The sequence below is a fragment of the Thermus amyloliquefaciens genome, assembly GCF_000744885.1.
Lineage (GTDB): Bacteria > Deinococcota > Deinococci > Deinococcales > Thermaceae > Thermus > Thermus amyloliquefaciens.
The window spans coordinates 422,846-445,384 of record NZ_JQMV01000003.1; the positions used below are offsets into that span (position 1 = coordinate 422,846).

The 22,539-nt window shown below is 66.5% G+C and carries 20 protein-coding genes; 7 read left to right on the top strand and 13 right to left on the bottom strand.

Annotated elements, in window-relative coordinates; all coding sequences use genetic code 11:
* Positions 1 to 13: 13 nt before the first annotated feature.
* Positions 14 to 1,246, bottom strand: a complete 1,233-nt coding sequence (locus BS74_RS02605; protein ID WP_038055789.1) for a class I SAM-dependent RNA methyltransferase — start codon at positions 1,244 to 1,246, stop codon at positions 14 to 16.
* Positions 1,247 to 1,288: 42 nt separating this feature from the next.
* Between BS74_RS02605 and BS74_RS02610 the strand changes: the two genes are divergently transcribed.
* The 6 genes from BS74_RS02610 to BS74_RS02635 all read left to right on the top strand — a co-directional run bounded on the left by BS74_RS02610 (position 1,289) and on the right by BS74_RS02635 (position 8,579).
* A complete protein-coding gene (locus tag BS74_RS02610) occupies positions 1,289 to 1,942 on the top strand; it encodes a response regulator (protein WP_038055791.1) in 654 nt (217 codons plus the stop codon).
* The gene (locus BS74_RS02615; protein WP_038055792.1) at positions 1,942 to 2,934 is read left to right on the top strand and encodes a M20/M25/M40 family metallo-hydrolase; all 993 of its coding nucleotides are present in this window, start codon (positions 1,942 to 1,944) and stop codon (positions 2,932 to 2,934) included. Before BS74_RS02610 ends, BS74_RS02615 begins: the two co-directional genes overlap by 1 nt.
* Positions 2,935 to 2,939: 5 nt before the next feature.
* A complete protein-coding gene (locus BS74_RS02620; RefSeq protein WP_038055793.1) occupies positions 2,940 to 3,773 on the top strand; it encodes an acyl-CoA dehydratase activase-related protein in 834 nt (277 codons plus the stop codon).
* Positions 3,774 to 3,876: 103 nt separating this feature from the next.
* Positions 3,877 to 5,619 carry an ABC transporter ATP-binding protein gene (locus tag BS74_RS02625; RefSeq protein WP_038055796.1) on the top strand — a complete coding sequence of 581 codons (1,743 nt, stop codon included), beginning with the start codon at positions 3,877 to 3,879 and terminating at the stop codon, positions 5,617 to 5,619.
* A complete protein-coding gene (locus BS74_RS02630) occupies positions 5,616 to 7,421 on the top strand; it encodes an ABC transporter ATP-binding protein (RefSeq protein WP_038055798.1) in 1,806 nt (601 codons plus the stop codon). Before BS74_RS02625 ends, BS74_RS02630 begins: the two co-directional genes overlap by 4 nt.
* A 3-nt stretch (positions 7,422 to 7,424) precedes the next feature.
* The gene (locus BS74_RS02635; RefSeq protein ID WP_038055800.1) at positions 7,425 to 8,579 is read left to right on the top strand and encodes a bifunctional folylpolyglutamate synthase/dihydrofolate synthase; all 1,155 of its coding nucleotides are present in this window, start codon (positions 7,425 to 7,427) and stop codon (positions 8,577 to 8,579) included.
* Between the two features lie 8 nt (positions 8,580 to 8,587).
* On the opposite strand, the gene BS74_RS02640 is transcribed toward BS74_RS02635, so the two are convergent.
* From BS74_RS02640 to glnA, 10 genes are all read right to left on the bottom strand, one after another.
* Complete coding sequence (locus BS74_RS02640) at positions 8,588 to 9,640, bottom strand: protease complex subunit PrcB family protein (RefSeq protein ID WP_038058782.1); 1,053 nt, start codon at positions 9,638 to 9,640, stop codon at positions 8,588 to 8,590.
* Positions 9,641 to 9,694: 54 nt separating this feature from the next.
* A complete protein-coding gene (locus BS74_RS02645; protein ID WP_038055802.1) occupies positions 9,695 to 10,543 on the bottom strand; it encodes an ABC transporter permease in 849 nt (282 codons plus the stop codon).
* A gap of 4 nt (positions 10,544 to 10,547) precedes the next feature.
* Positions 10,548 to 11,558, bottom strand: coding sequence for an ABC transporter permease (locus BS74_RS02650; protein ID WP_038055804.1), 1,011 nt, complete (start codon positions 11,556 to 11,558; stop codon positions 10,548 to 10,550).
* A gap of 53 nt (positions 11,559 to 11,611) precedes the next feature.
* Positions 11,612 to 13,195, bottom strand: coding sequence for an ABC transporter substrate-binding protein (locus BS74_RS02655; RefSeq protein ID WP_038055806.1), 1,584 nt, complete (start codon positions 13,193 to 13,195; stop codon positions 11,612 to 11,614).
* An 87-nt stretch (positions 13,196 to 13,282) separates the two neighbouring features.
* Positions 13,283 to 13,996 (bottom strand): ABC transporter ATP-binding protein, encoded by a 714-nt coding sequence (locus BS74_RS02660; protein ID WP_038055808.1) that lies wholly within the window; start codon positions 13,994 to 13,996, stop codon positions 13,283 to 13,285.
* A complete protein-coding gene (locus tag BS74_RS02665) occupies positions 13,993 to 14,772 on the bottom strand; it encodes an ABC transporter ATP-binding protein (RefSeq protein WP_038055811.1) in 780 nt (259 codons plus the stop codon). Before BS74_RS02665 ends, BS74_RS02660 begins: the two co-directional genes overlap by 4 nt.
* On the bottom strand, positions 14,769 to 16,100 hold the full coding sequence (locus BS74_RS02670; RefSeq protein ID WP_038055813.1) for a branched-chain amino acid ABC transporter permease: 1,332 nt from the start codon (positions 16,098 to 16,100) through the stop codon (positions 14,769 to 14,771). Before BS74_RS02670 ends, BS74_RS02665 begins: the two co-directional genes overlap by 4 nt.
* Complete coding sequence (locus BS74_RS02675) at positions 16,097 to 17,065, bottom strand: branched-chain amino acid ABC transporter permease (protein WP_038055816.1); 969 nt, start codon at positions 17,063 to 17,065, stop codon at positions 16,097 to 16,099. The genes BS74_RS02670 and BS74_RS02675 overlap by 4 nt, the downstream gene beginning before the upstream one ends.
* Before the next feature lie 65 nt (positions 17,066 to 17,130).
* Positions 17,131 to 18,303, bottom strand: coding sequence for a branched-chain amino acid ABC transporter substrate-binding protein (locus BS74_RS02680; protein WP_038055818.1), 1,173 nt, complete (start codon positions 18,301 to 18,303; stop codon positions 17,131 to 17,133).
* A 145-nt stretch (positions 18,304 to 18,448) separates the two neighbouring features.
* A complete protein-coding gene (gene glnA, locus BS74_RS02685; protein ID WP_038055819.1) occupies positions 18,449 to 19,789 on the bottom strand; it encodes a type I glutamate--ammonia ligase in 1,341 nt (446 codons plus the stop codon).
* 185 nt (positions 19,790 to 19,974) lie between these two features.
* On the opposite strand from glnA, the gene BS74_RS02690 reads away from it, so the two are divergent.
* Complete coding sequence (locus tag BS74_RS02690; RefSeq protein WP_038055820.1) at positions 19,975 to 21,633, top strand: bifunctional metallophosphatase/5'-nucleotidase; 1,659 nt, start codon at positions 19,975 to 19,977, stop codon at positions 21,631 to 21,633.
* A gap of 56 nt (positions 21,634 to 21,689) precedes the next feature.
* On the opposite strand, the gene BS74_RS02695 is transcribed toward BS74_RS02690, so the two are convergent.
* Together BS74_RS02695 and BS74_RS02700 are read right to left on the bottom strand one after the other, a co-directional pair.
* Positions 21,690 to 22,130: an MOSC domain-containing protein gene (locus tag BS74_RS02695; protein ID WP_038055824.1), complete on the bottom strand. Its 441-nt coding sequence runs from the start codon at positions 22,128 to 22,130 to the stop codon at positions 21,690 to 21,692.
* Positions 22,127 to 22,531 carry a hypothetical protein gene (locus BS74_RS02700; protein WP_038055826.1) on the bottom strand — a complete coding sequence of 135 codons (405 nt, stop codon included), beginning with the start codon at positions 22,529 to 22,531 and terminating at the stop codon, positions 22,127 to 22,129. The genes BS74_RS02695 and BS74_RS02700 overlap by 4 nt, the downstream gene beginning before the upstream one ends.
* Between the last annotated feature and the right edge of the window lie 8 nt (positions 22,532 to 22,539).

The following is a 22,539-nucleotide window of genomic DNA, read 5'->3' on the forward strand; positions in this document are numbered from 1 at the left end:
CTTAAGGCATCCCTCATGCCTTGGCCCTTAGTTGCAAAAGGGAAAGGACCTCCACGTGGTGGGTGAAGGGGAAAAAGTCGTAGGGCCGGGCGAAGGCCAGCCGGTAGCCGCCCCCCACCAGCCACCCCACGTCCCTGGCCCAGGTGGCGGGGTCGCAGGCCACGTAGAGGATCTCCCTGGGCCGGGACTCCAGGAGATACTCCCTCACCTCCTGGGAAAGTCCGGTGCGGGGCGGGTCCAGGACCACCAGGTCAAAGGTGCCCAGGTTCCGGGCCTCCTTGGCGTCCCCCCGGTGGAAGCGCACGTTTTCCAGGCCAAGCCGCTTCCGGTCCGCCTCCCCTCGGCGCACCGCCTCCTTGCTGATCTCCACCGCCACCACCTCCTGGAACCGGGGGGCCAGGAGGAGGGAGAAAAGGCCGCTTCCCGCATAGAGCTCCAGGGCCCGTTCCCCGCGGGAAACCAGGCTCAGGGCCTCCTCCAGGAGTTCCCCCATGGCCAAGGGGTTTACCTGGCTGAAGCTTTCCACGCTCACGGTGGCGGTGAGGGGGCCGAACCGCTCCAGGAGGGTTCTTTCCCCGTAAAGGGGCCTTACCCTTCCCCGGAAGCGCCCCTTGGGGGAAGGCTCGGCCCAGACCACCCCCGCGAACCCCTCCCGCACCAGGGCCTTGGCGGGGCGCCGGAGGCTTTCCGGGTTTCCGCCGATGAGGCCGAGGAGCACCCGGCCCTCCAGGAGGCTTCCCCTAAGGGCCACCTCCTCCACCGGCAGGGGCCAGGTCTTGAGGAGGGAGAAGGCCCAGGCCAAGGGCTCGGCCAAAAGGGGATCCTCCTCCAGCCGGAAGAGGGCCTGGCTTTCCGGCAGGCGGTAGGCCAGGCCCCCCAGGGGATGGCGGGCGTACTGGGCGGCGGTGCGGTAACCCAGGGGCCTGGGGGAGGGGCGGATGGGGGCCAGGGGGAAGGGGAGCTTGGCGATGCGCTCCAGGGCGTCTTGCACCAGGCTTTCCTTCAGGGGGAGCTGGCTTTCGTAGGCCAAGGGCAGGTCGGCGGAGGGGGGGAGGGGGTGGGGGTAGCGGTCGGGGCGGGGGGTGAGGACCTCCACTTCTTCCAGGAACAGGGCCCCCTTGCGGCGCACGGGCTTCCCCCGCACCGCCTCTCCTGGTAACCCCCCCTTGATGAGGATGGCCCCCTCCTCGGTGCGGGCCAGGCCGTAGCCTCCCGGTACCAGCTTCTCCACGGTGAGAACCTTCACCTTTCCACCCTACACCAAGCCCGCCGGCGCTAAGATAAAGGGGTGATTCGGGTACTCTTAGCGGACGATCATGCCCTTTTTCGCCAAGGGCTTAAAAGCCTTCTGGAGGCGGAGGGGGATTTCCGGGTGGTGGGGGAGGCGAAGGACGGCTGGGAGGCCATGCGGCATGCCCTCGAGGCCAAGCCGGACGTGATCCTCATGGACATCCAGATGCCGGGCCTGGACGGGGTGCAGGCCACCCAGGCCATCCTCAAGGAGTGGCCCGAGGCCAGGGTGATCATCCTCACCATGTACCGCCAGGACGCCTACGTGTTTGAGGCGGTGAAGGCGGGGGCCAGGGGCTACCTCCTGAAGGATACCAACGCCAGCGAGCTCATCGAGGCCATCCGCCGGGTGCATGCGGGGGAGGTGCTTCTGGATGCCGAGCTGGCGGGGCGCATCATCCAGGACTTCCGGGCCAAGAAGGAGTCCAGCCTTCCCCTACATGCGGAGCTTTCCGAAAGGGAGATCCAGATCCTCAAGCTGGTGGCCCAGGGGTACACCAACCTGGAGATCGCCGCTGAGCTGCAGCTTTCTGAAAAGACCGTGCGCAACCGCCTTTCCGAAATCTTCCAGAAGCTTCACCTGAACAACCGCACCCAAGCGGCTCTGTACGCCATCCGCGAGGGACTGGCCCAGCCCGAGCCCGAAGAGTAGTGGACCCGGTGCGCTTCCTCCTGGAGCTCGCCCCCCTGGCGGGGGAGGAGGCCCGGGGGGCCTACGTGGCTGCCCGACTGCCGGGGGCCCGGCGGGACGGCCTGGGGAATGTGTGGGCCGGGGAGGGGCGGGTGCTTCTTTTGGCCCACCTGGACACGGTTTTGCCCCCCGAGCCCCCCAGGCGGGCGGGGGAAAGGCTCTACGGCCCAGGGGTAGGGGATAACTCCAGCGGGGTGGCCGTCCTCCTCTCCCTTCCCGAGATCCCGGGGGTGGTCCGGGGCTTCACCGTGGGGGAGGAGGGCCTGGGGAACCTCAAGGGGGCCCGGGCCCTGGTGGAAACCCTGGCGCCCGAGGTGGTGGTGGCGGTGGACGGGTATCTGCCGGGGGTGGTGGACCGGGCCTTGGGCTCGGTCCGCTTCCGGGTCACCTTTTTGGGCCGGGGTGGCCACGCCTGGGGGGACAAGGAGGTGCCCAACCCCGTGTTTGCCCTGGCGGAGGGGCTTTGCCGGCTGCGCGCCCTCTTCCAGGAGGTGGGGAGCGAGGCCAGCCTGAACGCCAGCGGCCTGGAAGGGGGCGAGGCGGTGAACGCCATCCCTAAGGAGGCCTCGGCCTTGGTGGAGATCCGCGCCTTGGAAGAGGGAAGGCTTCGCACCCTCCACCAAAGGGCCCAGGAGGTCCTAAAGGAGGTGGCCCGGTTCCACGGGGTGAGGGTCTCCCTGGAGGTCCTGGGGCAGAGGCCCACGGGGAGCACCGCCACCCCCCGGCTTCTGCAGGCGGCGGCGGAGGCCCTGGCCAAGATCGGGGAAAGGCCTAGGTTCCAGCCGGGTTCCACCGACGCCAGCGCCGCCATTGAGCGGGGCATCCCCGCCTTGGCCCTGGGGGTGTACCGGGGGAGCGGGGCCCACACCCGGGAGGAGTGGGTGCTTCCTAAGAGCCTTTGGGAGGGCCGGGAGGTGCTTCTGGCCTTTTTAAAGGCCCTTGGCGTAGGATAGGGCGTATGCGCGTGGGCGTCCTGAAGGGCTTTCTTTCCCGTCGGTACCTGGGCTTTTGGGAGGCCTATTTAGAGGCCTTGGGGGTGGAGGTGGTGCGGGCGGAGCCTCCCCCCGCCCGCCACCAGCCCTACTGCCTGCCGGTGCAGGGGCTTTTGGCCCAGGTGGAGGCCCTGAAGGCGCAAGGGGTGGACTACCTGCTCCTCCCCGACCTGCAAGGGGGGGTGGATTCGGAAAAGGGCGGGGGGCAGTGCCCCTGGCTTTTGGACCTGGAGGCCGCCCTCCGCCGCTACTTCCCGGGCCTTCCCCCGGTGCTCAAGGTGCCCGCGGAGCTATCCGAACGGGTCTTGGGCCGGGCGGCGGAGGTGGGGCACCTCCTCACGCAAAACCCCATGCTGGTGGGCCGGGCCCTGGACCGGGCGCGAGGGTTTTTGAAGTCCCCTCCCCCCCTCAAGACCCCTTTGGGGAGCGTGGGGGTGGTGGCCCAGCCCTACCTCCTCGAGGAGGAACCCTTCCGCAAGGCGGTGGAGGAGGCCTTGGCCCAGGAGGGGCTCATCCCCTACTTTCCCGACCTGCCCCCCGAGAAGCTGAGGGAGGAGGGGGACCGGCTTCTTCCCATGGACCTTCCCACCGACCGGGAGCTTCTCGGCATGGTCCACTACCTCCACCGCCTGGGCCGGGTGAAAGGCCTTTTGCTGGTGGTTTCCTACGCCTGCCCGCCCATTCCCGGCCTCTTGCGCAAGGCGGTGCGGCGGCTTGCCAAGCCCCACCGCCTGGTGACCTGGGGGGAGGACTGGGGGGAGGCCCTTCGCTCCTTGAGGGAGGAGATCCGGGGGGGTTAAGGGCCCATCCAGGGGGTTCGCCGCAAGGGGCGGCCGTGACCCCTTGGGAAGGGTGTGGCCGGGCCTTTTTTCTGCCCGCCCGGGTTGGGGTAAACTCATGGGTATGACCGGTTGGTCAGTTGCCTCCCTACGCCGCCTGGGGTCCTACCTTTACCCCTACCGGGGCCGGTACGCCCTGGGGGTCCTGCTGGGGCTTCTTTCCATCTTCTTTTTCGTGCTGAGCCCCTATTTCCTGCGCTTGGCCGTGGATGCCCTGGGGCATGGCGGGCCTTACGGGCGGTATGCCTTCCTCCTGCTTTGCTCCGCTGCCCTGAGCGCCCTCCTTTCCTTCTTCATGCGCCGGCTGGCCGTGGTGGCCAGCCGGAGGGTGGAGTACGACCTCAGGAGGGCGCTCTTCCACCACCTGCTCCGCCTGGACCGCTCCTTTTACCAGACCACCCGGGTGGGGGACCTGATGAACCGCCTGAACACGGACCTCTCCGCGGTGCGGGAGATGGTGGGGCCGGGGATCATGATGGGCAGCCGCCTTTCCTTCCTGGTGCTCCTGGCCTTCTTTTCCATGTATGCGGTGAACGTGAGGCTGGCCTTCTACCTCACCTTGATCCTGCCCCTGGTCGCCCTGGCCATGTTCTATCTGCTCCGCCTGGTGGACCGCCGCTACCGGGAGGCCCAGGAGGCCTTTGACCGCATCAGCACCCTGGCCCAGGAGGCCTTTAGCGGGATTCGGGTGGTGAAGGGGTATGCCCTGGAAGGGCGCATGCTCGCCCGTTTCCAGGAGCTGAACCGGATGTACATGGGAAAGAGCCTGGCCTTGGCCAAGGTGGAGGGGCCCATGCAGGCCCTGCTGGGCTTCCTCATGGGGTTTGCCTTCCTCACCGTGCTTTGGGTGGGCGGGGGGATGGTGGTCCGGGGGGAGATGAGCGTGGGCCAGCTGGTGCAGTTCAACGCCTACCTGGCCCAGCTCACCTGGCCCATTCTGGGCCTCGGCTGGGTGATGGCCATGTACCAGCGGGGCTTGACCAGCCTGAAGAGGCTCTGGGAGCTCCTGGACCAGGAGCCCGCTGTCCGCGACCAGGATCCCTTGCCCCTTGCCGTGGCCGATCTTTCCGGGGAGGTGCGCCTCGAGGGGGTGGGGCTTTGGCGGGAGGGGCGCTGGCTCCTCAAGGACCTGACCCTGACCGTCCCCGAGGGCATGACCCTGGGGATCACCGGGCGCACGGGTTCGGGGAAAAGCCTCCTGGCGGCCCTCATTCCCCGGCTTTTGGACCCCACGGAGGGGCGGGTTTACGTGGGGGGGTATGAGGTGCGGCGCATCCCCCTGGCCACCCTGCGCCAGGCGGTGGGGGTGGCGCCCCAGGAGCCCTTCCTCTTCAGCGAAACCCTTTTGGAAAACATCGCCTTCGGCCTGGAAACCCCGGATCGGGAGCGGGTGGAGTGGGCGGCCAGGCTTGCCGGCATCCACGAGGAGATCCTTGCCTTCCCCAAGGGCTACGAGACGGTTCTGGGGGAGCGGGGGGTGACCCTGTCGGGTGGCCAGCGGCAGCGGGTGGCCCTGGCCAGGGCCTTGGCCAAAAGGCCCAAGATCCTCATCTTGGACGACGCCCTAAGCGCCGTGGACACCGAGACCGAGGCCCGGATCCTTCAGGGGTTGAAAAGCGTCTTGGGCCGCCAGACCACCTTCCTCATCTCCCACCGCACCGCCACCTTGCGCCATGCCGACTGGATCATCGTGTTGGACGAGGGGAGGATCGTGGAGGAGGGGACCCACGAGACCCTCCTCGAGGCCGGGGGGCTTTATGCGGAGCTGGACCGCATCCAGCGCATGGAGGCGGAGGTGGAGGGATGACCCACGAGGACGCCTACAGCAAGGCCTTTGACCGGGTGCTCTTCGCCCGAATCCTGCATTACGTGAAGCCCTACCGCCTGCAGGTGGGCCTGGCCCTCCTCTTCCTCCTCCTCACCACCCTCACCGCCGCCCTCACCCCCCTCTTCTTCAAGTGGGCCATCGACGGGGCCCTGGTGCCCAAGGAGGCCAAGCCCCTGGCGGAGCGCTTCGCCCTCCTCCTTTGGGTGAGCCTAGGCTTCCTCCTGGTGCGGGGGGTGAACTTCGCCGCCACCTACGGCCAGACCTACCTCATCCAGTGGGTGGGGCAGCGGGTGCTCTTTGACCTGCGTAGCGCCCTCTTTGCCAAGCTGATGCGCCTGCACCCCGGGTTCTACGACAAGAACCCCGTGGGCCGCCTCATGACCCGCATCACCTCGGACGTGGACGCCATCAACCAGTTCATCACCGGGGGGCTCGTGGGGGTCATCGCCGACTTCTTCACCATCTTTGGCCTCCTGGCCTTCATGTTCTTCCTGAGCCCCAAGCTCACCCTGGTGGTCCTGTTGGTGGTGCCGATCCTCCTTTGGGTCACGGCCTGGGTCCGGAACGGGATGCGCACCGCCTACCGGGAGATGCGCCTGCGGCTGGCCCGCCTCAATGCGGCCTTGCAGGAAAACCTTTCCGGGGTGGAGACCATCCAACTTTTCGTGAAGGAAAGGGAGCGGGAGGAGAAGTTTGACCGCCTGAGCCGGGACCTCCTCAAGGCCTGGGTGGAGATCGTGCGCTGGTTCGCCCTCTTCTTCCCGGTGGTGGGTTTCCTGGGGGACTTGGCCGTGGCGGGCCTCCTCTTCTACGGCGGGGGCGAGGTGGTGCGGGGGGCGGCTTCCTTGGGGCTCCTGGTGGCCTTCGTGGACTACACCCGCCAGCTCTTCCAGCCCCTGCAGGACCTCTCGGACAAGTTCAACCTGTTCCAGGGGGCCATGGCCAGCGCCGAGCGCATCTTCGGCGTCCTGGACACCGAGGAGGAGCTTAAGGACCCCGAAGACCCCAAGCCCATCCGCCGCTTCCGCGGGGAGGTGGAGTTTAAGGACGTGTGGCTGGCCTATACCCCCAAAGGGGTGGAGCCCTCGGAGAAGGAGTGGGTGCTGAGGGGCGTTTCCTTCCGCATCGCCCCGGGGGAGAAGGTGGCCCTGGTGGGGGCCACGGGGGCGGGGAAGACCAGCGTGGTGAGCCTCATCGCCCGCTTCTACGACCCGCAAAGGGGCCAGGTGCTCATCGATGGGGAGGACGTGCGCCGCTACCGCCAGGAGGAGCTAAGGCGGCACGTGGGCATTGTGCTTCAGGACCCTTTCCTCTTCTCCGGCACCATCCTGGACAACCTGCGCCTCTTTGACGAGGGGATCCCGGAGGAGAAGGTGGAGGAGGTGGCCCGCTTTCTGGGGGTGCACGAGGCCATCGGGCGCCTACCCCAGGGCTACCACACCCGGGTGGGGGAGCGGGGGGCGGGGCTTTCCACGGGGGAGAAGCAGCTTCTGGCCCTGGTGCGGGCCCTTTTGGCCAGCCCGGACATCCTCCTCATCCTGGACGAGGCCACGGCCAACGTGGACTCGGAGACGGAAAGGCGCTTGCAGGAGGCCCTCTACCGGGCCATGGAGGGGAGGACCTCCCTCATCATCGCCCACCGCCTCTCCACCATCCGCCGGGTGGACCGGATCCTGGTCTTCAAAAAAGGGCGGCTGGTGGAGGAGGGTACCCACGAGGAGCTCCTTCAGCGCGGGGGCTACTACGCCACCCTCTACCGGCTGCAGTACGCGGAGGGGTAGGCCGTGGTCTACCGGGAGGCCACGGAGTGGCTCTTCGCCCAGCGCCGCCAGGGGGAGCGGGGCACGGGCCGGGTGAGGACCCTTTTGGAGCGCTTGGGGCATCCGGAGGCGGCCTTCCCCGCGGTCCACGTCCTGGGCACCAACGGCAAGGGGAGCGTGGTGGCCTACCTCGAGGCCGCCTTCCGCGCGGCAGGGCTTCCCCATGGGGCCTATACCAGCCCCCACCTCCAGGACTTCCGGGAAAGGATCCGCACCCACCTGGGCCTGATCCCCGAGGAGGAGGTGGTGGCGTTCGTGGCGTGGGCCAAGGGGGAGGCCTGGCCCGAGCCCCCGGGGTTCTTTGACCTGGCCACCGCCCTGGCCTTCCAGCACTTCCAAAAAAGGGGGGTGGCCCTGGCGGCGGTGGAGGCGGGGGTGGGAGGGGAGAAGGATGCCACCAACGCCCTTCCCCGGGTGGTCCTCACCGTGCTCACCCACGTGGGGGAGGACCACCTGGAGGCCCTGGGGGGGAGCCTCGAGGCGGTGGCCCGGGAAAAGGCGGGGGCCTTCCGCGAGGGGGTCCCCGTGGTCACCGGGGCGGCGGGGGTGGGCCTAAGGGTGGCCCGGCAGGTGGCGGCGGCGCGGGGCTCCCCCCTCTATGTGTTGGACCCGGAGGACCCCCTCTTCGCCCTTCCCGCGCCCCCCGCCCTAAAGGGGGCCTTCCAGGAGCCAAACGCCCGCTTGGCGGCGGCGGCCTTGAGGCTTCTGGGCTTCCCCGAGGAGGCCATTGCCCAGGGGCTTCGGGAGGCCAGGCATCCAGGGCGGCTGGAGCGTTTCCTCCTGGAGGGGGTGGAGGTCTACCTGGACGGGGCCCACAACCCCCCGGCGGCCCAGGCCCTGGCCCGGGAGTTTTCCGCTTACCACCTGGTCTTTGGGGCCTTCCCCCGGAAGGACGTGAAGGGGGTTCTGGCCCACCTCCTTCCCAAGGCCCAAAGCGTCCGCTACACCCGGGCGGGGGAGGGGGCCTTGGGGCGGGAGCTGGGTGAGCCCTTCTTTGCGGACCCCTGGGAAGCCCTGGAGGATGCCCTGAGGCTGGCCCGGGAGGATGGGGCGCCCGTCTTGGCCACGGGGTCCTTGTATCTGGTGGGCGCCTTGCGGAGGGGGCTCCTTGGGGGGTAGGGTGCGGCTTACTCCCGTGCCTCGGCCAAAACCCGCCCCGAGGGGTCGGCGAAGACCACCCGGCTCACCCGTTCCAGCTCCAGGAGGACGTAGGGGCTGGTGAGGGCCTGGGTGACGATGGCCCCGGGCCTTGGGCTTTGCAGGTTCAGGACCACCCGGGCGGTCCCGCCCGCATAGGTGACCCCCAACACCTCCATGCTGTATCCCCCGGTGGGCTTCAGGCCCCAGAAGAAGGCGGCCACGCTTTTGCTGCGGAAGTCCACGCTGGGGGCGGGCGGGCGGGGGATGCGGTTGGCCACCACCAGGTTCCAGACCTCGGCGAAGCGGGTGGGGTTGTTGGCCAGGAGGGCCTTGGCTTCCGTTTCCATGTAGGCGGCGTTGACGCCGCGGTCCAGGATGCGGTAGGCGGGTGGGGGCGGGGCCACCACCTCCACTCTAAGCCCGTACTGCACCTGCAGGGCCCCGATCCGGTAGCCGTCGGGAACGGGGTCAAGGGAAAGGGGCCTTAGGACGGGCTCTTTGAGCTCAAAGACCACCACCTGCCTGCCTCCCCGCCGGGCCAGGATCTCCCTCAGGAGCACCTGGGTTTCCACCCCGGTGAAGGCGTAAAAGTCTGGGGTTCGGTAGCCCATGGGTTGGACCAGGGCGCGCCGTTCCCCCTCCGGTACGCTTCCCGTGAGCTGCACCCAGCCCACCCCGTCGTAAAGCCAACTGGAGCGCAGGGCGGCCTGGGCCCGGACCTCGAGGAGGCTTCCCTGGACCCCCCGCACCGCCTCGGCCAAGGGACGGAGGGCAGGCCCTACTTCCCTAAGCACCGGGTTTCCCTCCACCCAAAGGGCTCCCGGCACCGCCCAGAGGCTTTCCCCCGAGCCCTTTTCCAGGCGAAGGACCTGCTGGCCGAGCCTTACCTCCCTGGGCTCCCCGTAGAAGTAGGTCCAGCGTTCCGTGGCCTCGGGGAAGAGGAGCTGGGCCTCGGCCACCCGGTAACCCGTGCCTTCCAACACCTCGCAGGCGCTAAGAAAGGGGAGGAGCAGGAGGGGAAAGAGGAGGCCTTTTCTCATGGTTCCATGATACCCCTTTGGGCCCTCCTCCCCTCTTAAGGCCACCTTTAGCCTTCACCGGCTCCTGGGGTCTAAGGCGTCCCTGAGGCCATCCCCCAGGAGGTTGAAGGCCAAGACGGTGAGCATGATGAAAAGCCCGGGGAAGACCATGGTCCAGGGGGCGTTCATGGCGTAGCCGCCCTTGAAGCTGTCGGCGATCATGGCCCCCCACTCGGGGGCGGGAGGCTGGGCTCCTAGACCCAGGAAGCCCAAGGCGGCGGCCTCGAGGGTAGCGGTGCCGATGGACAGGGTGGCCTGGACCACCAAAGGGGGTAAGGTGCCCGGCAGGATATGCCGGAAAAGGATTCGCCCGTTTCCCGCTCCCAGGGCAAAAGCGGCTTGGACAAAATCCTGTTCCCGCAAGGAGAGGACCATGGAGCGGGCCAGGCGGATGTAGACGGGCACCTGCACGATGCCGATGGCCAGCATGGCGTTTTGCAGGCTTGGCCCCGAGACCGCCACGATGGCGATGGCCAAAAGCGTCCCCGGAAAGGCCAGGAGGAGGTCGGCCAACCAGCCGATAAGGAGCTCGGTTCTTCCCCGGTAAAACCCGGCGAGGAGGCCCAGCAGGGTGCCCAGGAAGAGGCCGATGCTCACCGAGATCACCCCCACCTGGAGGGAGATGCGGCTCCCGTGAAGCACGCGGGTGAAGACATCCCGCCCCAAGTGGTCGGTGCCGAAGGGGTGTTCCAGGCTGGGGGGCTTGAGCCGGTTCAGGTAGTCCCGGTCCGTGGTGGGGTCGTAGGGCTTCAACAAGGGGATCCCCAGGGCCAGCAGGACCAGGAAAAGGCTCAGGACCAGGCCTACCTTGCCGGAGGGGGATTTCAGGAAGCGCCGTAGGGCTTGGCGAGTGGGGGTTTCCATGGCTTCACCGGTACTGGATGCGAGGGTCCAAAAGGGCGTAAGAGAGGTCCACGAGGAGGTTAACCAGGACGAAGACCGTGGCCACCACCAGCACCCCGGCCTGGACCACGGGGTAGTCCCGGTTGAGGATGCCCTCGTAGATGTAAGAGCCGATGCCTGGCCAGGAGAAGATGGTTTCCGTGAGGATGGCCCCGCCCAGGAGGGTGCCGAACTGCAGGCCGATGATGGTGACCACGGGCAGGAGGGCGTTCTTAAGGGCATGCTTCAGGATCACTTGGCGTTCCGCCAGACCCTTGGCCCTGGCGGTGCGCACGTAATCCTGAGAGAGCACCTCCAGCATGGCGCTTCGGGTAATGCGGGTGAGGATGGCCAAGGGGATGGTGCCCAGGGTGAGGGCGGGGAGGATGAGGTGTCTAAGGGCGTCGGTCAGCACCTGGGGTTTGAGGGTCAGGATCCCGTCTAAGACCAGGAAGCCGGTGAGGGGCCGGAAGTCTATGGCCAAGTCCGTGGAGAGCCTGCCCCCCGTGGGAAGCCAGTGCAGGTTCACGGCGAAGAGGTAGACCAGGAGGAGGCCCAGCCAGAAAACCGGCATGGAAACCCCCACCAGGGAGAGGCTCATGGAAAGGGTGTCCAAAAGGCTATTTTTTCTCACCGCCGCCAGGATGCCCACGGGGATGCCGAAGACCACGGCCACCAAGGTGGCGGCCAGGGCCAACTCAAAGGTGGCGGGCCAGCGCCTTTTTAGCTCCTCGGCCACGGGGATGGTGGACACGGCGCTGGTGCCCAGGTCCCCGGTGAGAATGTTCCTGACGAAGGTGAAGTACTGGACGTGGAGGGGCTTGTTGAGGCCTAGCTTTTCCCGAAGGGCCGCCAGCTGCTCCGGGGTACCCCGTTCCCCCAGGATGGCCTGGGCGGGGTCGCCGGGGATGAGTTGCAGGAAGAGGAAGACCAAAAGGGTGATCCCGAAAAGCACCGGGATCAGGCCGATGAGTCTTCGCAAAACATAGCTCCACATTTTTTCGCCTCAAAAATCCCGGACCCCCCGTAGGGGGTCCGGGGCCCAAGGGCCTAGCGCTTCTCTATGGTTTCAAAGGACTCGGAGCCCAAGGGGCTTGGCACCCAGCCGGAGATGTTCTTGCGCTTGGCCAGGAGGGGCTGGGAGTGGACGATGGGCACGCGCAGGGCCAGGTTGAAGGTGAGCTCGTCCGCCTGTTGGTAGAGGCGCTTGCGCTCCTCGAGGTTCGGGGTGGTGGCGGCCTTGGTGAGGATATCCCCCAGTTCCTTCACGCAGAGGGGCTTCCCGGTGCCGTCAAAGAGGTCGGCGATGGGGCAGGCGAAGTGGGGGTCGTAGAAGTTCTGGGGATCGCCGTAGTCCCCGGTCCAGCCCAGCATGTAGGCCTGGAAGCCGGGGGCCTTCTTCCGGTCCGCCAGGTAGCTGGCCCAGTCCTTGGTCTGGAGCTTAACCCGGATGCCCAGGGCGGAGAGGTCGGCGGCCATGGCCTCGGCGATCTCCTTGGGGGTGGGGAAGTAGGGCCGGGAGACGGGCATGTACCAAAGCTCCAGGTCAAACCCGTTGGGATACCCGGCCTCCGCCAATAGCGCCTTGGCCTTTTGGGGGTTGAACTCGTAGTCCGTGACCTTGGGAGATTGGAAGGCCTTCATGGAAGGCGGGGTGAAGTGGCCGTCGGTGAGCCCCAGTTTGCCCCAGAAGGCCTGGACGATGGCCTTCTTGTTGATGGCCATGGCGATGGCCTGCCTGACCCGAGGGTCGGAGAGGGGTTTGTGGGAGGGGTTCAGGGCCAAATAGCCCACGTTGAAGGAGGGGCGGAAGACCGCGTCCAGGTTGCGGTCCGCCTCGAGGTCCTTGAGGTTGGCGGGCGGAATGTCGGTGGTGAAGTCAATGGTCCCCGCCTTCAGGGCCGCCAGACGGGCGGCGGGGTCCTTGATGACCCGGAAGACCACCCGGTCCACCTTAGGGAAGCCCTTTTTCCAGTAGGTGGGGTTCTTTTCCAGGACCACCTGTTCCCCAGGCCGCCACTCCACCAGGCGGAAGGGCCCCGTGCCCACGGCGCTCCCCGTGGGGGAGCCGTACTTGGCCCCGTCCTTCTTTATGGCGGCGGGGCTTGCGATGCCGAAGTAGCCGGAGCCGATGGCGGCGGGGAAGGCGGGGAAGGGTTGGTTAAGGACGAAGCGGATGGTGTACTTGTCCACCACCTGGACTTCTTTGAGGATGGAGCCGGGGTCGCCCTTGAAGCCGCCGAAGAGCTCGGGCCAGATCTCGTAGCGGGCGGCGGCGTCAATGCGGGTGGGGTTCTTGGGGTCCCACCAGCGCTCCACGTTAAACTTCACCGCCTCCGCATCCAGCTCGGTGCCGTCTTGGAACTTCACCCCTTGGCGCAGGCGGAAGGTCCAGACCTTGCCGTCTTGGGAGCTGAACCAGCTGGTGGCCAGGCCCGCGGTCACCTCGGTGGAGCCCGGCTTGAAATCCACCAGGGTGTCGTAGATCTGCCGCTGCACGTAGATGGAGATGCCGTCGGTGATGTTGCCCGGCTCGAGGCTCACCGGCTCCCCGTTGGCGCCAAAAACCAAGGTCTTTTGGGCAAAACCCAGGCCCAAAGCGACCAGTAAACCCAGCAAGATTTTTCTCTTCATAGCGCTCCTTTCCGGGGTGTTCCCCTTTGGTCCGGACCAAGTATAAAGCGCTCCCTTACGGGAGCGCAAGCCCAGGTATCCGGCGCCCTAGCCCTCCCCCAGGTAGGCCTTCTGCACCTCGGGGTTTTGCGCCAGGTCGCGGGCCGGGCCTTCCAGGGTGATCTCCCCGGTGGCCAGCACATACCCGCGATGGGCGATCTGCAGGGCCAGGCGGGCGTTTTGCTCCACCAGCAAGATGGTGCGCCCTTCCCGGTTGAGCTTCTGGATGATCTCAAAGATGAAGTCCACCAGCACGGGGGCGAGGCCCATGGAGGGCTCGTCCATGAGGAGGATCTTGGGGTTTTGCATCAGGGCCCGGCCGATGGCCAGCATCTGCTGTTCCCCCCCGGAAAGGGTGCCTCCTTTTTGGGAACGGCGCTCGTAGAGCCGGGGGAAGAGGGCGAAGACCTCCTCCTTGCGCTCTTTCACCACCTTGCGGTCGTTTTCCAGGTAGGCCCCGATCTCCAGGTTCTCCTCCACGGTGAGGCGGGGGAAGATCTTCCGGCCCTCGGGCACGTGGCCTACCCCCAGGGCCACGATCTGGTGGGCGGGGAGGCGGTGGATGGGTCTTCCCTGGAAGCGCACCTCCCCCTGCCGGGGCCTTACCAGGCCGCTGATGGTGCGCAAGGTGGTGCTCTTGCCGGCCCCGTTGGAGCCGATGAGGGTCACGATCTCCCCCTCCTCCACCCTCAAGGAGATGCCCTTTAGGGCGTGGATGTGGCCGTAGTAGGTGTGGACATCCCGCAGCTCCAGGAGGCTCATGCCGCACCTCCCGCGGCCCCCTTGCCCAGGTAGGCCTCGATGACCCGGGGGTTCGTGCGCACCTCTTCCGGGGAACCCTCGGCGATCTTGGAGCCGTACTCCAGCACGGCGATGCGGTCGGAGATGCGCATAACCAGGCGCATGTCGTGCTCAATGAGGACGATGGTGATCCCTAGCTCCTCCCGGAGGCGCTGGATGAAGGCCTGCAGCTCTTCCGTTTCCCGGGGGTTCATTCCGGCGGCGGGCTCGTCCAGGAGGAGGAGCCGGGGCTTTAGGGCCAGGGCGCGGGCGATTTCCAGCTTGCGTTGTTCCCCGTAGGGTAGGTTCTTGGCCAGCTCCTCCTTGCGGTGGAGGAGGCCCACGTACTCCAAAAGCCTTTTGGCTTCTTCCTCGGCCTGCTTTTCCTCCCGCCGGGCCAAAGGGGTGCGGAAGACCGCATGGAAGTAGGGGACGCGGATGTGAACGTGCATCCCCACCAGGAGGTTTTCCAGCACGGTCATGGCCCCGAAGAGGCGGATGTTTTGGAAGGTGCGCCCCACCCCTTCCTTGGCGATGCGGTCCGGGGGCAGGCCGGTCACATCCTTGCCAAAAAGCAGGATCTTCCCCTCATCGGGGGGGTAGATGCCGGTCAGGAGGTTGAAGAAGGTGGTCTTGCCCGCCCCGTTGGGGCCGATCACGGAGAAGATCTCTCCCTGGTTCACGGAAAGGCTCACGTCGTTCACCGCCACGAGCCCGCCGAAGCGCTTGGTGGCGTGGGTGACCTCGAGGGCCTTCATGCTCCCTCCTCCATCTCCGCCCGGTGGCGTTTCTCGGGGATGAGGCCTTCCGGGCGGAAGATCATCATCAAGACCAGGATCAGGCCGAAGACCAGGCGCTCGTACTTGGCGGGGTCCACCTGGTTGGGGATCTGGGGGAGGCTGGTGCGCACGAACTCGCTGAAGGTCTTGAGCACGTCCAGGTTCAGGATGGTGAGGGCTGCCGCCCCCAGGATAGCCCCGGGGATGGAACCCATTCCCCCCAGGATCACCATGCCCAGGATGGTGATGGAGGCCAGGAGGGTGAAGGACTCGGGGGAGACGAAGGTGCGCTGGGCGGCGAAGATCACCCCCATCACCCCGGAGAAGGCGGCCCCGGTCATGAAGGCCAGGAGCTTGGTGGGGAGGAGGGGGATGCCCATGGAGCGGGCGGCGATCTCGTCCTCCCGGATGGCCACCCAGGCCCGGCCAAAGCGGGAGTTGGCCAGGTTCAGGTTCACCAGCACCACCAGGCCGATCATCAGGAGCACCAGGAGGTAGAAGAAAAGCTGGTAGTCCGTGGTCTGGTCCAGGCGCACGCCCAGGCTTGCCATCAGCTCCCGGAACCAGTCGATGGGGGGGCGCTGCACGGGGGTGATCCCCTGGGGGCCGTTGGTGAAGTTGATGGGGTGGTCCAGGTTGTTGGCCAGGATGCGGACCACTTCCCCCAGGCCCAGGGTGACGATGGCCAAATAGTCCCCCCGCAAGCGCAAGGCGGGCAGGCCGATGAGGAGGCCGGTGAGGGCGGTGGTGACGATGGCGATGCCCATGAAGAGGTACATGTACTCGCCGGGCAAGGGGAAGTTCCCCTGCATGAAGTTCTTGGCCTGCTCGGAGCCGAAGATGGCCCAGGTGTAGGCTCCCACGGCGAAGAAGGCGGCGTAGCCCAGGTCCAATAGGCCCGCCATCCCCACCACCACGTTGAGCCCCAAGGCCATGGCCGCATAGATGCCGATCTGGATGCCCAGCTCAAAGATGAAGGTATTGGCGAAGCCCGCCAGGGGCACGCTGAGGAGGAGGATGGCCAGGCTTAGGAGGGCCCGCACCCAGGTGGGGATCCGGGGGAGGGTGGTGAGGGCCACCAGGATGCCCACCAGGCCGATAAGCCCCAAGGTGTTCCCCGAGCGCATAAGGCCCAGGGTGAAGGCCAGGGTGAGGAGGGCCAGATTCAGGGTGCGCGCCTGGGGAGCGAGCCGGGCGAAGGCGGCCACCGCCAGGGCCCCTAGGCCGAAGAGGTTGGCCAGGGCCCCCGGGGCCAAAAAGACCAGGGCCAGGTAGGCCAGGCTGAGGAGGAAGGCGAGGGCGCTCATACTTTCTCCTTGACCACCTGCCCCAAGAGGCCTTGGGGCCTAACCAGGAGGATGAAGATCAGGATGAGGAAGGCCACCACGTCCTTGTACTCGGTGCCGAAGTTTCCGTTTGTCAGAATGGGCAGGTAGGTACCGAAGAAGTTTTCCAGCTGGCCCAGCACCAGCCCGCCCACCATGGCCCCGGGGATGTTGCCGATGCCCCCCAAAACGGCGGCGGTGAAGGCCTTGACGCCGGGCAGGAAGCCCACGTAGGGGGTGATGGTGGTGTACTGCAGGGCGAAGAGCACCCCGGCCACACCCCCCAGGGAGCCCCCGATCAGGAAGGTGCGGGAGATGATGCGGTCGGGGTCAATGCCCATGAGGCTGGCGGTGGAGAGGTCCTGGGCCACGGCGCGGATGGCCACCCCCAGCTTGGTGCGGTTCACCAGGTAGGTGAGGCCCAGCAGCATGAGGATGGAAACCCCCATGAGGATGAAGGACTTGCTCTGGGCGAAGATGGCCCCACCGAAGAGCTCCACCGAGCCCTCCAGGTCTTCCACGGTGCGCATGCGCAGGAAGAACTCGTTGTGCCAAAGGCCCTCGAGGAGGCGGACCAGGTCCTGGAGGATGAAGGAAACCCCGATGGCGGTGATGAGGGGAACCAGCCGGTTGGTGGTGCCCCGCTTGCGCAAGGGGCGGTAGGCGAAGCGCTCCACCAAAATGGCGGTGATCCCCGCCACCACCCCGCCCAGGACCAGGGCGATAAAAAGGAGGAGAAGGCCATTTCCCACCTGAGGGGCTAGGTAGCGGAAGACCTCCACCCCCACCACCGCCCCGATCATGAAGATCTCGGAGTGGGCGAAGTTGATGAGTTCCAAGACGCCGTAGACCATGGTGTACCCCAGGGCCACCATGGCGTAGACGAAACCCAGGATAAGCCCGTCAAAGATCACCTGGGGCAACAGGGCTAGGATCTGCTCCAGCAAGCTGCCTCCTTTCTCCGGGCCAAGGGGGTGGCCCTAAGGCCACCCCCTTGGTGGGGAATGCCCAACTACTTCGAGCCTGGGGCGGCCATCTCGATGACGCGGATCAGCTTGTTGTCCGCCCAGTTGCCGGTGGAGGCCACCTGCATGACAAAGTACTTGGCCTTCTTGTTGTCGCCCTTGTCGTCAAACTCGATGGTGCCGGTCAGGCCTTCCATCTTCACCTGGCGCACCGCCTGGGCCACCTGCTCCCGGGTGGGCTTCTTGCCGCCCGCGGCCTTGATGGCGTTCTCCAAGGCGGCGAGGATCACGTTGGCGGAGTCATAGGCGTAGATGCCGAAGCCCTCCATGTCCTTGCCGTACTTCTGCTTGAAGCGTTGGGCCACGGCCTTGGCCTTGGGGAAGGCGGAAACCGGGCCGGCCACCGTGGTGTAGAAGGTGCCGGCGGCGTTCTGCGCCCCGGCCAGGCGCAGGAACTCGCTGGAGTCAAGCCCGTCCCCGCCCATGAGCCGGGTCTTGACCCCCCGCTCGCGGAGTTGCTTCACGAAGGGGCCGATCTGGCTGTAGATCCCGCCGAAGTAGATGAGCTCGGGCACGGGCCGGGCCGCCCGGATCTGGTTGATGATGGGTACGAAGTTGGAGGTTTCCTCGGTGCCCACGAAGGCCACCGCCTTGCCGCCCAGGGCCTCGAGGCGCTTCTTGAACTCCTCCGCCAGGCCCTGGCCGTAGGCGGTCTTGTCGTGGATGACGAAGACGTTCCTCACCTTGAGGTTTTTGAAGGCGTACTCGGCGCCCACGGGTCCCTGCACGTCGTCGCGCCCGCAGATGCGGTTCACGTTGGGGAGCTTGCGGTCGGTGACCCGGGGGTTGGTGTTGGCGGGGGAGACCATGACCAGGTTCACCCGGGCGTACACCTCGCTGGAGGGGATGGCCACGCCGGAGTTCAGGTGGCCCACCACCCCCAGGATGTCGGGGTCGTTGATGATGCGGTTGGCGTTGGCCACGCCCACGTCGGGGTTGGCCTGGTCGTCGTAGGGCACCAGGACAAGGTCAAAGCCCAAGGCTTTGAACTTGGCCTTGGCCTCCTCAATGGCCAGCTCCGCCCCCAGCTTGATCTGCTCCCCCAGGGCGGCCTGGGGGCCGGAAAGGGGGGACTGGGTGGCGATCTTGATGACGTTGGCCTGGCCCAGGGCCATACCCAGGGCGGCCACACCTGCTACCAGCATCCCGATTTTCCTCATACGTACCTCCTTAAGCGCACGCGTTCACGTTGCGGCCCCATTCTAAGGGGGGGGTACCGGTTCTTGTCAATGCCCCCTCGTAACTTTATGCCCGACCCATGGGTCAGCCCCTCCCCCTCCGGGGGGAGGGGCGCCATACCCACCCTCAGTACGTGGCCAGGTACTGGTCCAGCTCCCACTGGTGGACCGTGACCCGGTAGTCGTCCCACTCCATCTGCTTGGCCTGGAGGAAGTGGGTGTAGACGTGCTCCCCCAGGGCCTCGCGGATCACCGGGTCCTTCTTCAGGGCCTCGAGGGCCTCCCTGAGGGTCCCGGGGAGCTCGCGGATCTTGTGTTTCCGCCTTTCCCGCACGCTCATCTGGTAGATGTTGCGCTGGATGGGGGGCGGGGGCAGGAGCTTGCGCTCAATCCCGTCGATGGCGGCGGCGGCCATGACCGCCAGGGCCAGGTAGGGGTTGGCGGAAGGATCGGGCATCCTAAGCTCCGCCCGGGTGCCCACGCCCCTGCGGGCGGGCACCCGGATCATGGCCGAGCGGTTGGCCGCCGACCAGGCGATGTTGGTGGGGGCCTCGTACCCGGGGGTGAGGCGCTTGTAGGAGTTCACCAGGGGGTTGGTGATGGCCACCATGCCCTCCGCGTGCTCCAGGAGGCCGGCGATGAAGTGGAGGGCGGTCTTGGAAAGCTGGTACTCGGCCTTGGGATCATAGAAGGCGTTTTCCCCATTCTTGAAGAGGGAGAGGTGGGTGTGCATGCCGCTGCCGTTGATCCCCCGGATGGGCTTGGGCAGGAAGGTGGCGTGGAGGCCGTGGTTTAGAGCCACCTTCTTCACCACCCACTTGAAGGTGGCGATGTTGTCGGCGGTGGTGAGGGCGTCCGCGTACTTGAAGTCGATCTCGTGCTGCCCCGGGGCCACCTCGTGGTGGGAGGCCTCGATCTCAAAGCCCATGGCCACCAGGATGTTCACCATGTCCCGCCGGGCCTCCTCCCCCTTGTCGATGGGGGCCAGGTCGAAGTAGCCCGCCCGGTCATGGGTCTCCACGGTGGGAAGCCCCTCCGGGGTTCTGAGGAAGAGGAAGAACTCCGGCTCGGGCCCGGCGTACATGGTGTCAAAGCCTAGCTTCTTAAGGCGCTCCACCTGGCGCTTCAACACGTACCGGGGATCCCCCTCAAAGGGACGGCCATCGGGGTAAGCCACATCGCAGATGAGCCGGGCCACCCGGCCCCGCCCGGGGTCTTCCAGGGCCTCGGGCAGGATGACGAAGGTGTTGTAGTCCGGCTTGAGGAGCATGTCCGACTCCTCGATGCGGGTGAAGCCCTCAATGGAGGAGCCGTCAAACATGATCTCCCCGTCCAAGGCCTTCTCAAACTGGGACTCGGGGATCTCCACGTTCTTCACCACGCCCAGGATGTCGGTGATCTGGAGCCTGAGGAACTTGACCTTCTCCGCCTTGAGCGCCTTGAGGATCTCCGCCTTGGTGTACGCCATTTTTGGCCTCCCTGCCCTGCTGGGTCCCGGGATTCGCCCGTTTTCCCCAGCAGATTGCGCAAAGTGTACGGCAAGTATATGCACATTGTCAAGGTAATATGGTGCATCTTGCACCCTAGGCGGGCTCGAGGGCCTTGACCCTAACCTGACCGTCCCTTGGGTAGACTGGAGCCTGGAGGTCGGGTATGTACAAGCGGCGCGAGGTATTGAAGGCAGGAGCGGCCTTAGGCTTGGCGGGCCTGGGCTGGGGGCGGGCCCAAGGGGGGTTTACCCTTACCCTGGTGCACACCAACGACACCCATGCCCACCTGGAGCCCATGGAGCTCACCCTTTCCGGCAAGAAGGTGCAGGTGGGGGGTGTGGCCCAGCGCATCGCCTTCTTTGACCGGCTTAGGGCGGGCCGGAAAAACCTCCTCTTCCTGGACGCGGGGGATGTCTTCCAGGGCACCCTTTACTTCAACCAGTACCGGGGGCTGGCGGACCGGTACTTCATGCACCGGGCCCTCTACCGGGTCATGGCCTTGGGCAACCACGAGTTTGACCTGGGGCCTGGTCCCCTGGCGGAGTTTCTGAAGGGGGCCCGGTTCAAGGTGGTCTCCGCCAACGTGGGGGTGGAGCGGGAGCCCAAGCTGAAGGGGCTCTTTGCCCCCTATGCCATCGTGGCGGTGGGTGGGGAGAAGGTGGGGGTGATCGGCCTCACCACCCCGGACACCCGGGAGATCGCCAACCCCGGGCCCACCGTGGACTTTCTGGACCCCTACGAGAGCGCCCAGAAGGCGGTCTACGAGCTCCTCCGGCGGGGGGTCAACAAGATCGTGCTCCTCTCCCACCTGGGCTATGGGGAGGACCTGAAGCTGGCCCGGAGGCTCGTGGGGGTGCAGGTGATCGTGGGCGGGCACTCCCACACCCTTTTGGGGAGCTTCCCCCACAAGGAGCTGAACCCGGCAGGGCCCTACCCCACGGTGGTGAAGAACCCCGAGGGCAAGGATGTGCTGGTGGTCCAGGCCTGGGAGTGGGGGAAGGTGGTGGGCCTCTTGGAGGTCACCTTCAACGAGAAGGGGGAGGTGGTGGCCTACAAGGGCGAGCCCTTCCTCATGACCCCCGAGGTCTCCCCCGAGGACTTCTTCGCCAAGGAGGCTCTATTGGCCTACGCCCAGCCGGTGATGGCCCTCATGGGCCAGGTGATCGCCCAGGCCAGGGTGGACCTGGTGGGCGAAAGGGCCATCGTGCGCAAGCGGGAGAGCAACCTGGGGAACCTCATCGCGGACGGCATGGTGTGGAAGACCAAAAACGCCGGGGTGCAGATCGCCCTGCAAAACGGCGGCGGCATCCGGGCCTCCATCCCCAAGGGTCCCATCACCGTGGGCAAGGTCTACGAGGTCCTGCCCTTCGGCAACACCCTGGTGGTGATGGACCTGAAGGGCAAGGAGATCAAGGCGGCCCTGGAGAACGGGGTTTCCCAGTGGGAGCAGGGGGCGGGCCGCTTCCTGCAGGTTTCCGGCCTGCGCTATGCCTTTGACCTCTCCAGGGCCCCCGGGGACCGGGTGGTGCGGGTGGAGGTGAAAACCGATAAGGGTTTCGTGCCCCTGGACCTGGAGGCCACCTACCGGGTGGTGGTGAACAACTTCATCGCCGCCGGGGGGGATGGTTTCACCGTCTTAAAGGAAGCCCAGGGCTACCGGGTGGACACGGGCTTCAGCGACGCCGAGAGCTTCATGGACTACCTGAGGGAACTCAAGGAGGTGGAGGCGGGCCTCGAGGGGCGGATTGAGGTGCTGAACGAGCCCAAAGGGGAAAGGCCCGCCTACTGGGCCTTCCAGGTGCCGGGCCTGGTGGGGGCCTGAGGCTAGGCGAAGGAGAGGCCCCGGGGGCTTCCCCCGGGGCCTCTTTCCCTTGGGCGCTAGGAGATCTCCACCAGCACCCTCACCAGGTCCCCCACCCGCACCAGGCCCCCTTCTACCACCCGGGCGTAGAGGCCCCGGCCCCCGTAGAGGAGCTTGGGAAGCCTGAGGTCAAACTGGGAGAGGCTGTTGCAGACCGTGCACACCTGGGAAAGCTCCAGGAGGGCTTCCCCCACCTGTAGCCGGGTTCCTGGGGGAAGCTCGTGGGGGTCCAGGTCCAGGAGGAGGTTTTCCCCCAGGGCCCCCAGGGGCAGCTCTATGCCTGCCTCCTTGGCCTTTTGGTAGGCGGGGAGGCCCGCCACCAGCACGGCCCGGTCGGGGTCGCGCCCCGCGTGCCGGTCCCCCTTGGCCCCGAAGCCGGCCACCAGTTCCAAAACCTCCACCCGGGGCTTGGGAAGCCCGGAGCCCAGGCCCAGGTGGAGGGAAACTACCCGGTTCATTGCTTGCGCGTCTGGGGGGTGTAGTAGGCTTGGAGGTAAGCGAGGATCTTCTCCGCAGCCTCAGCGGGGATGAACTTTTCCCCTCCGTAGGTCTTCATCATCTTGTCCATGGTGGGCTTCCAGTTGGCCAGGGGAGGTTGCATGGTGATGTAGGTCACGCTGTGGCAAATGGAGCAGTAGCCCATGACCAGTTCTTTGCCTTCCCCGTCGGCCAGCTCCGCCGTGTACATGGGAAGGGCCCCGATCTTTATGGTTGCGCCCTCGCCTGCGGCCGCAGGGGCGGGTTGCAGAATCACTCCAAGGGTGCCCTGGGTCCACTGGCCAGCCACCGTTCCCGGCACCTCAGCCACCACCAAGCCTACAGCCATAAGAAGGGCCACCAGGATCAGAATCCTTTTCATCTGCCGCC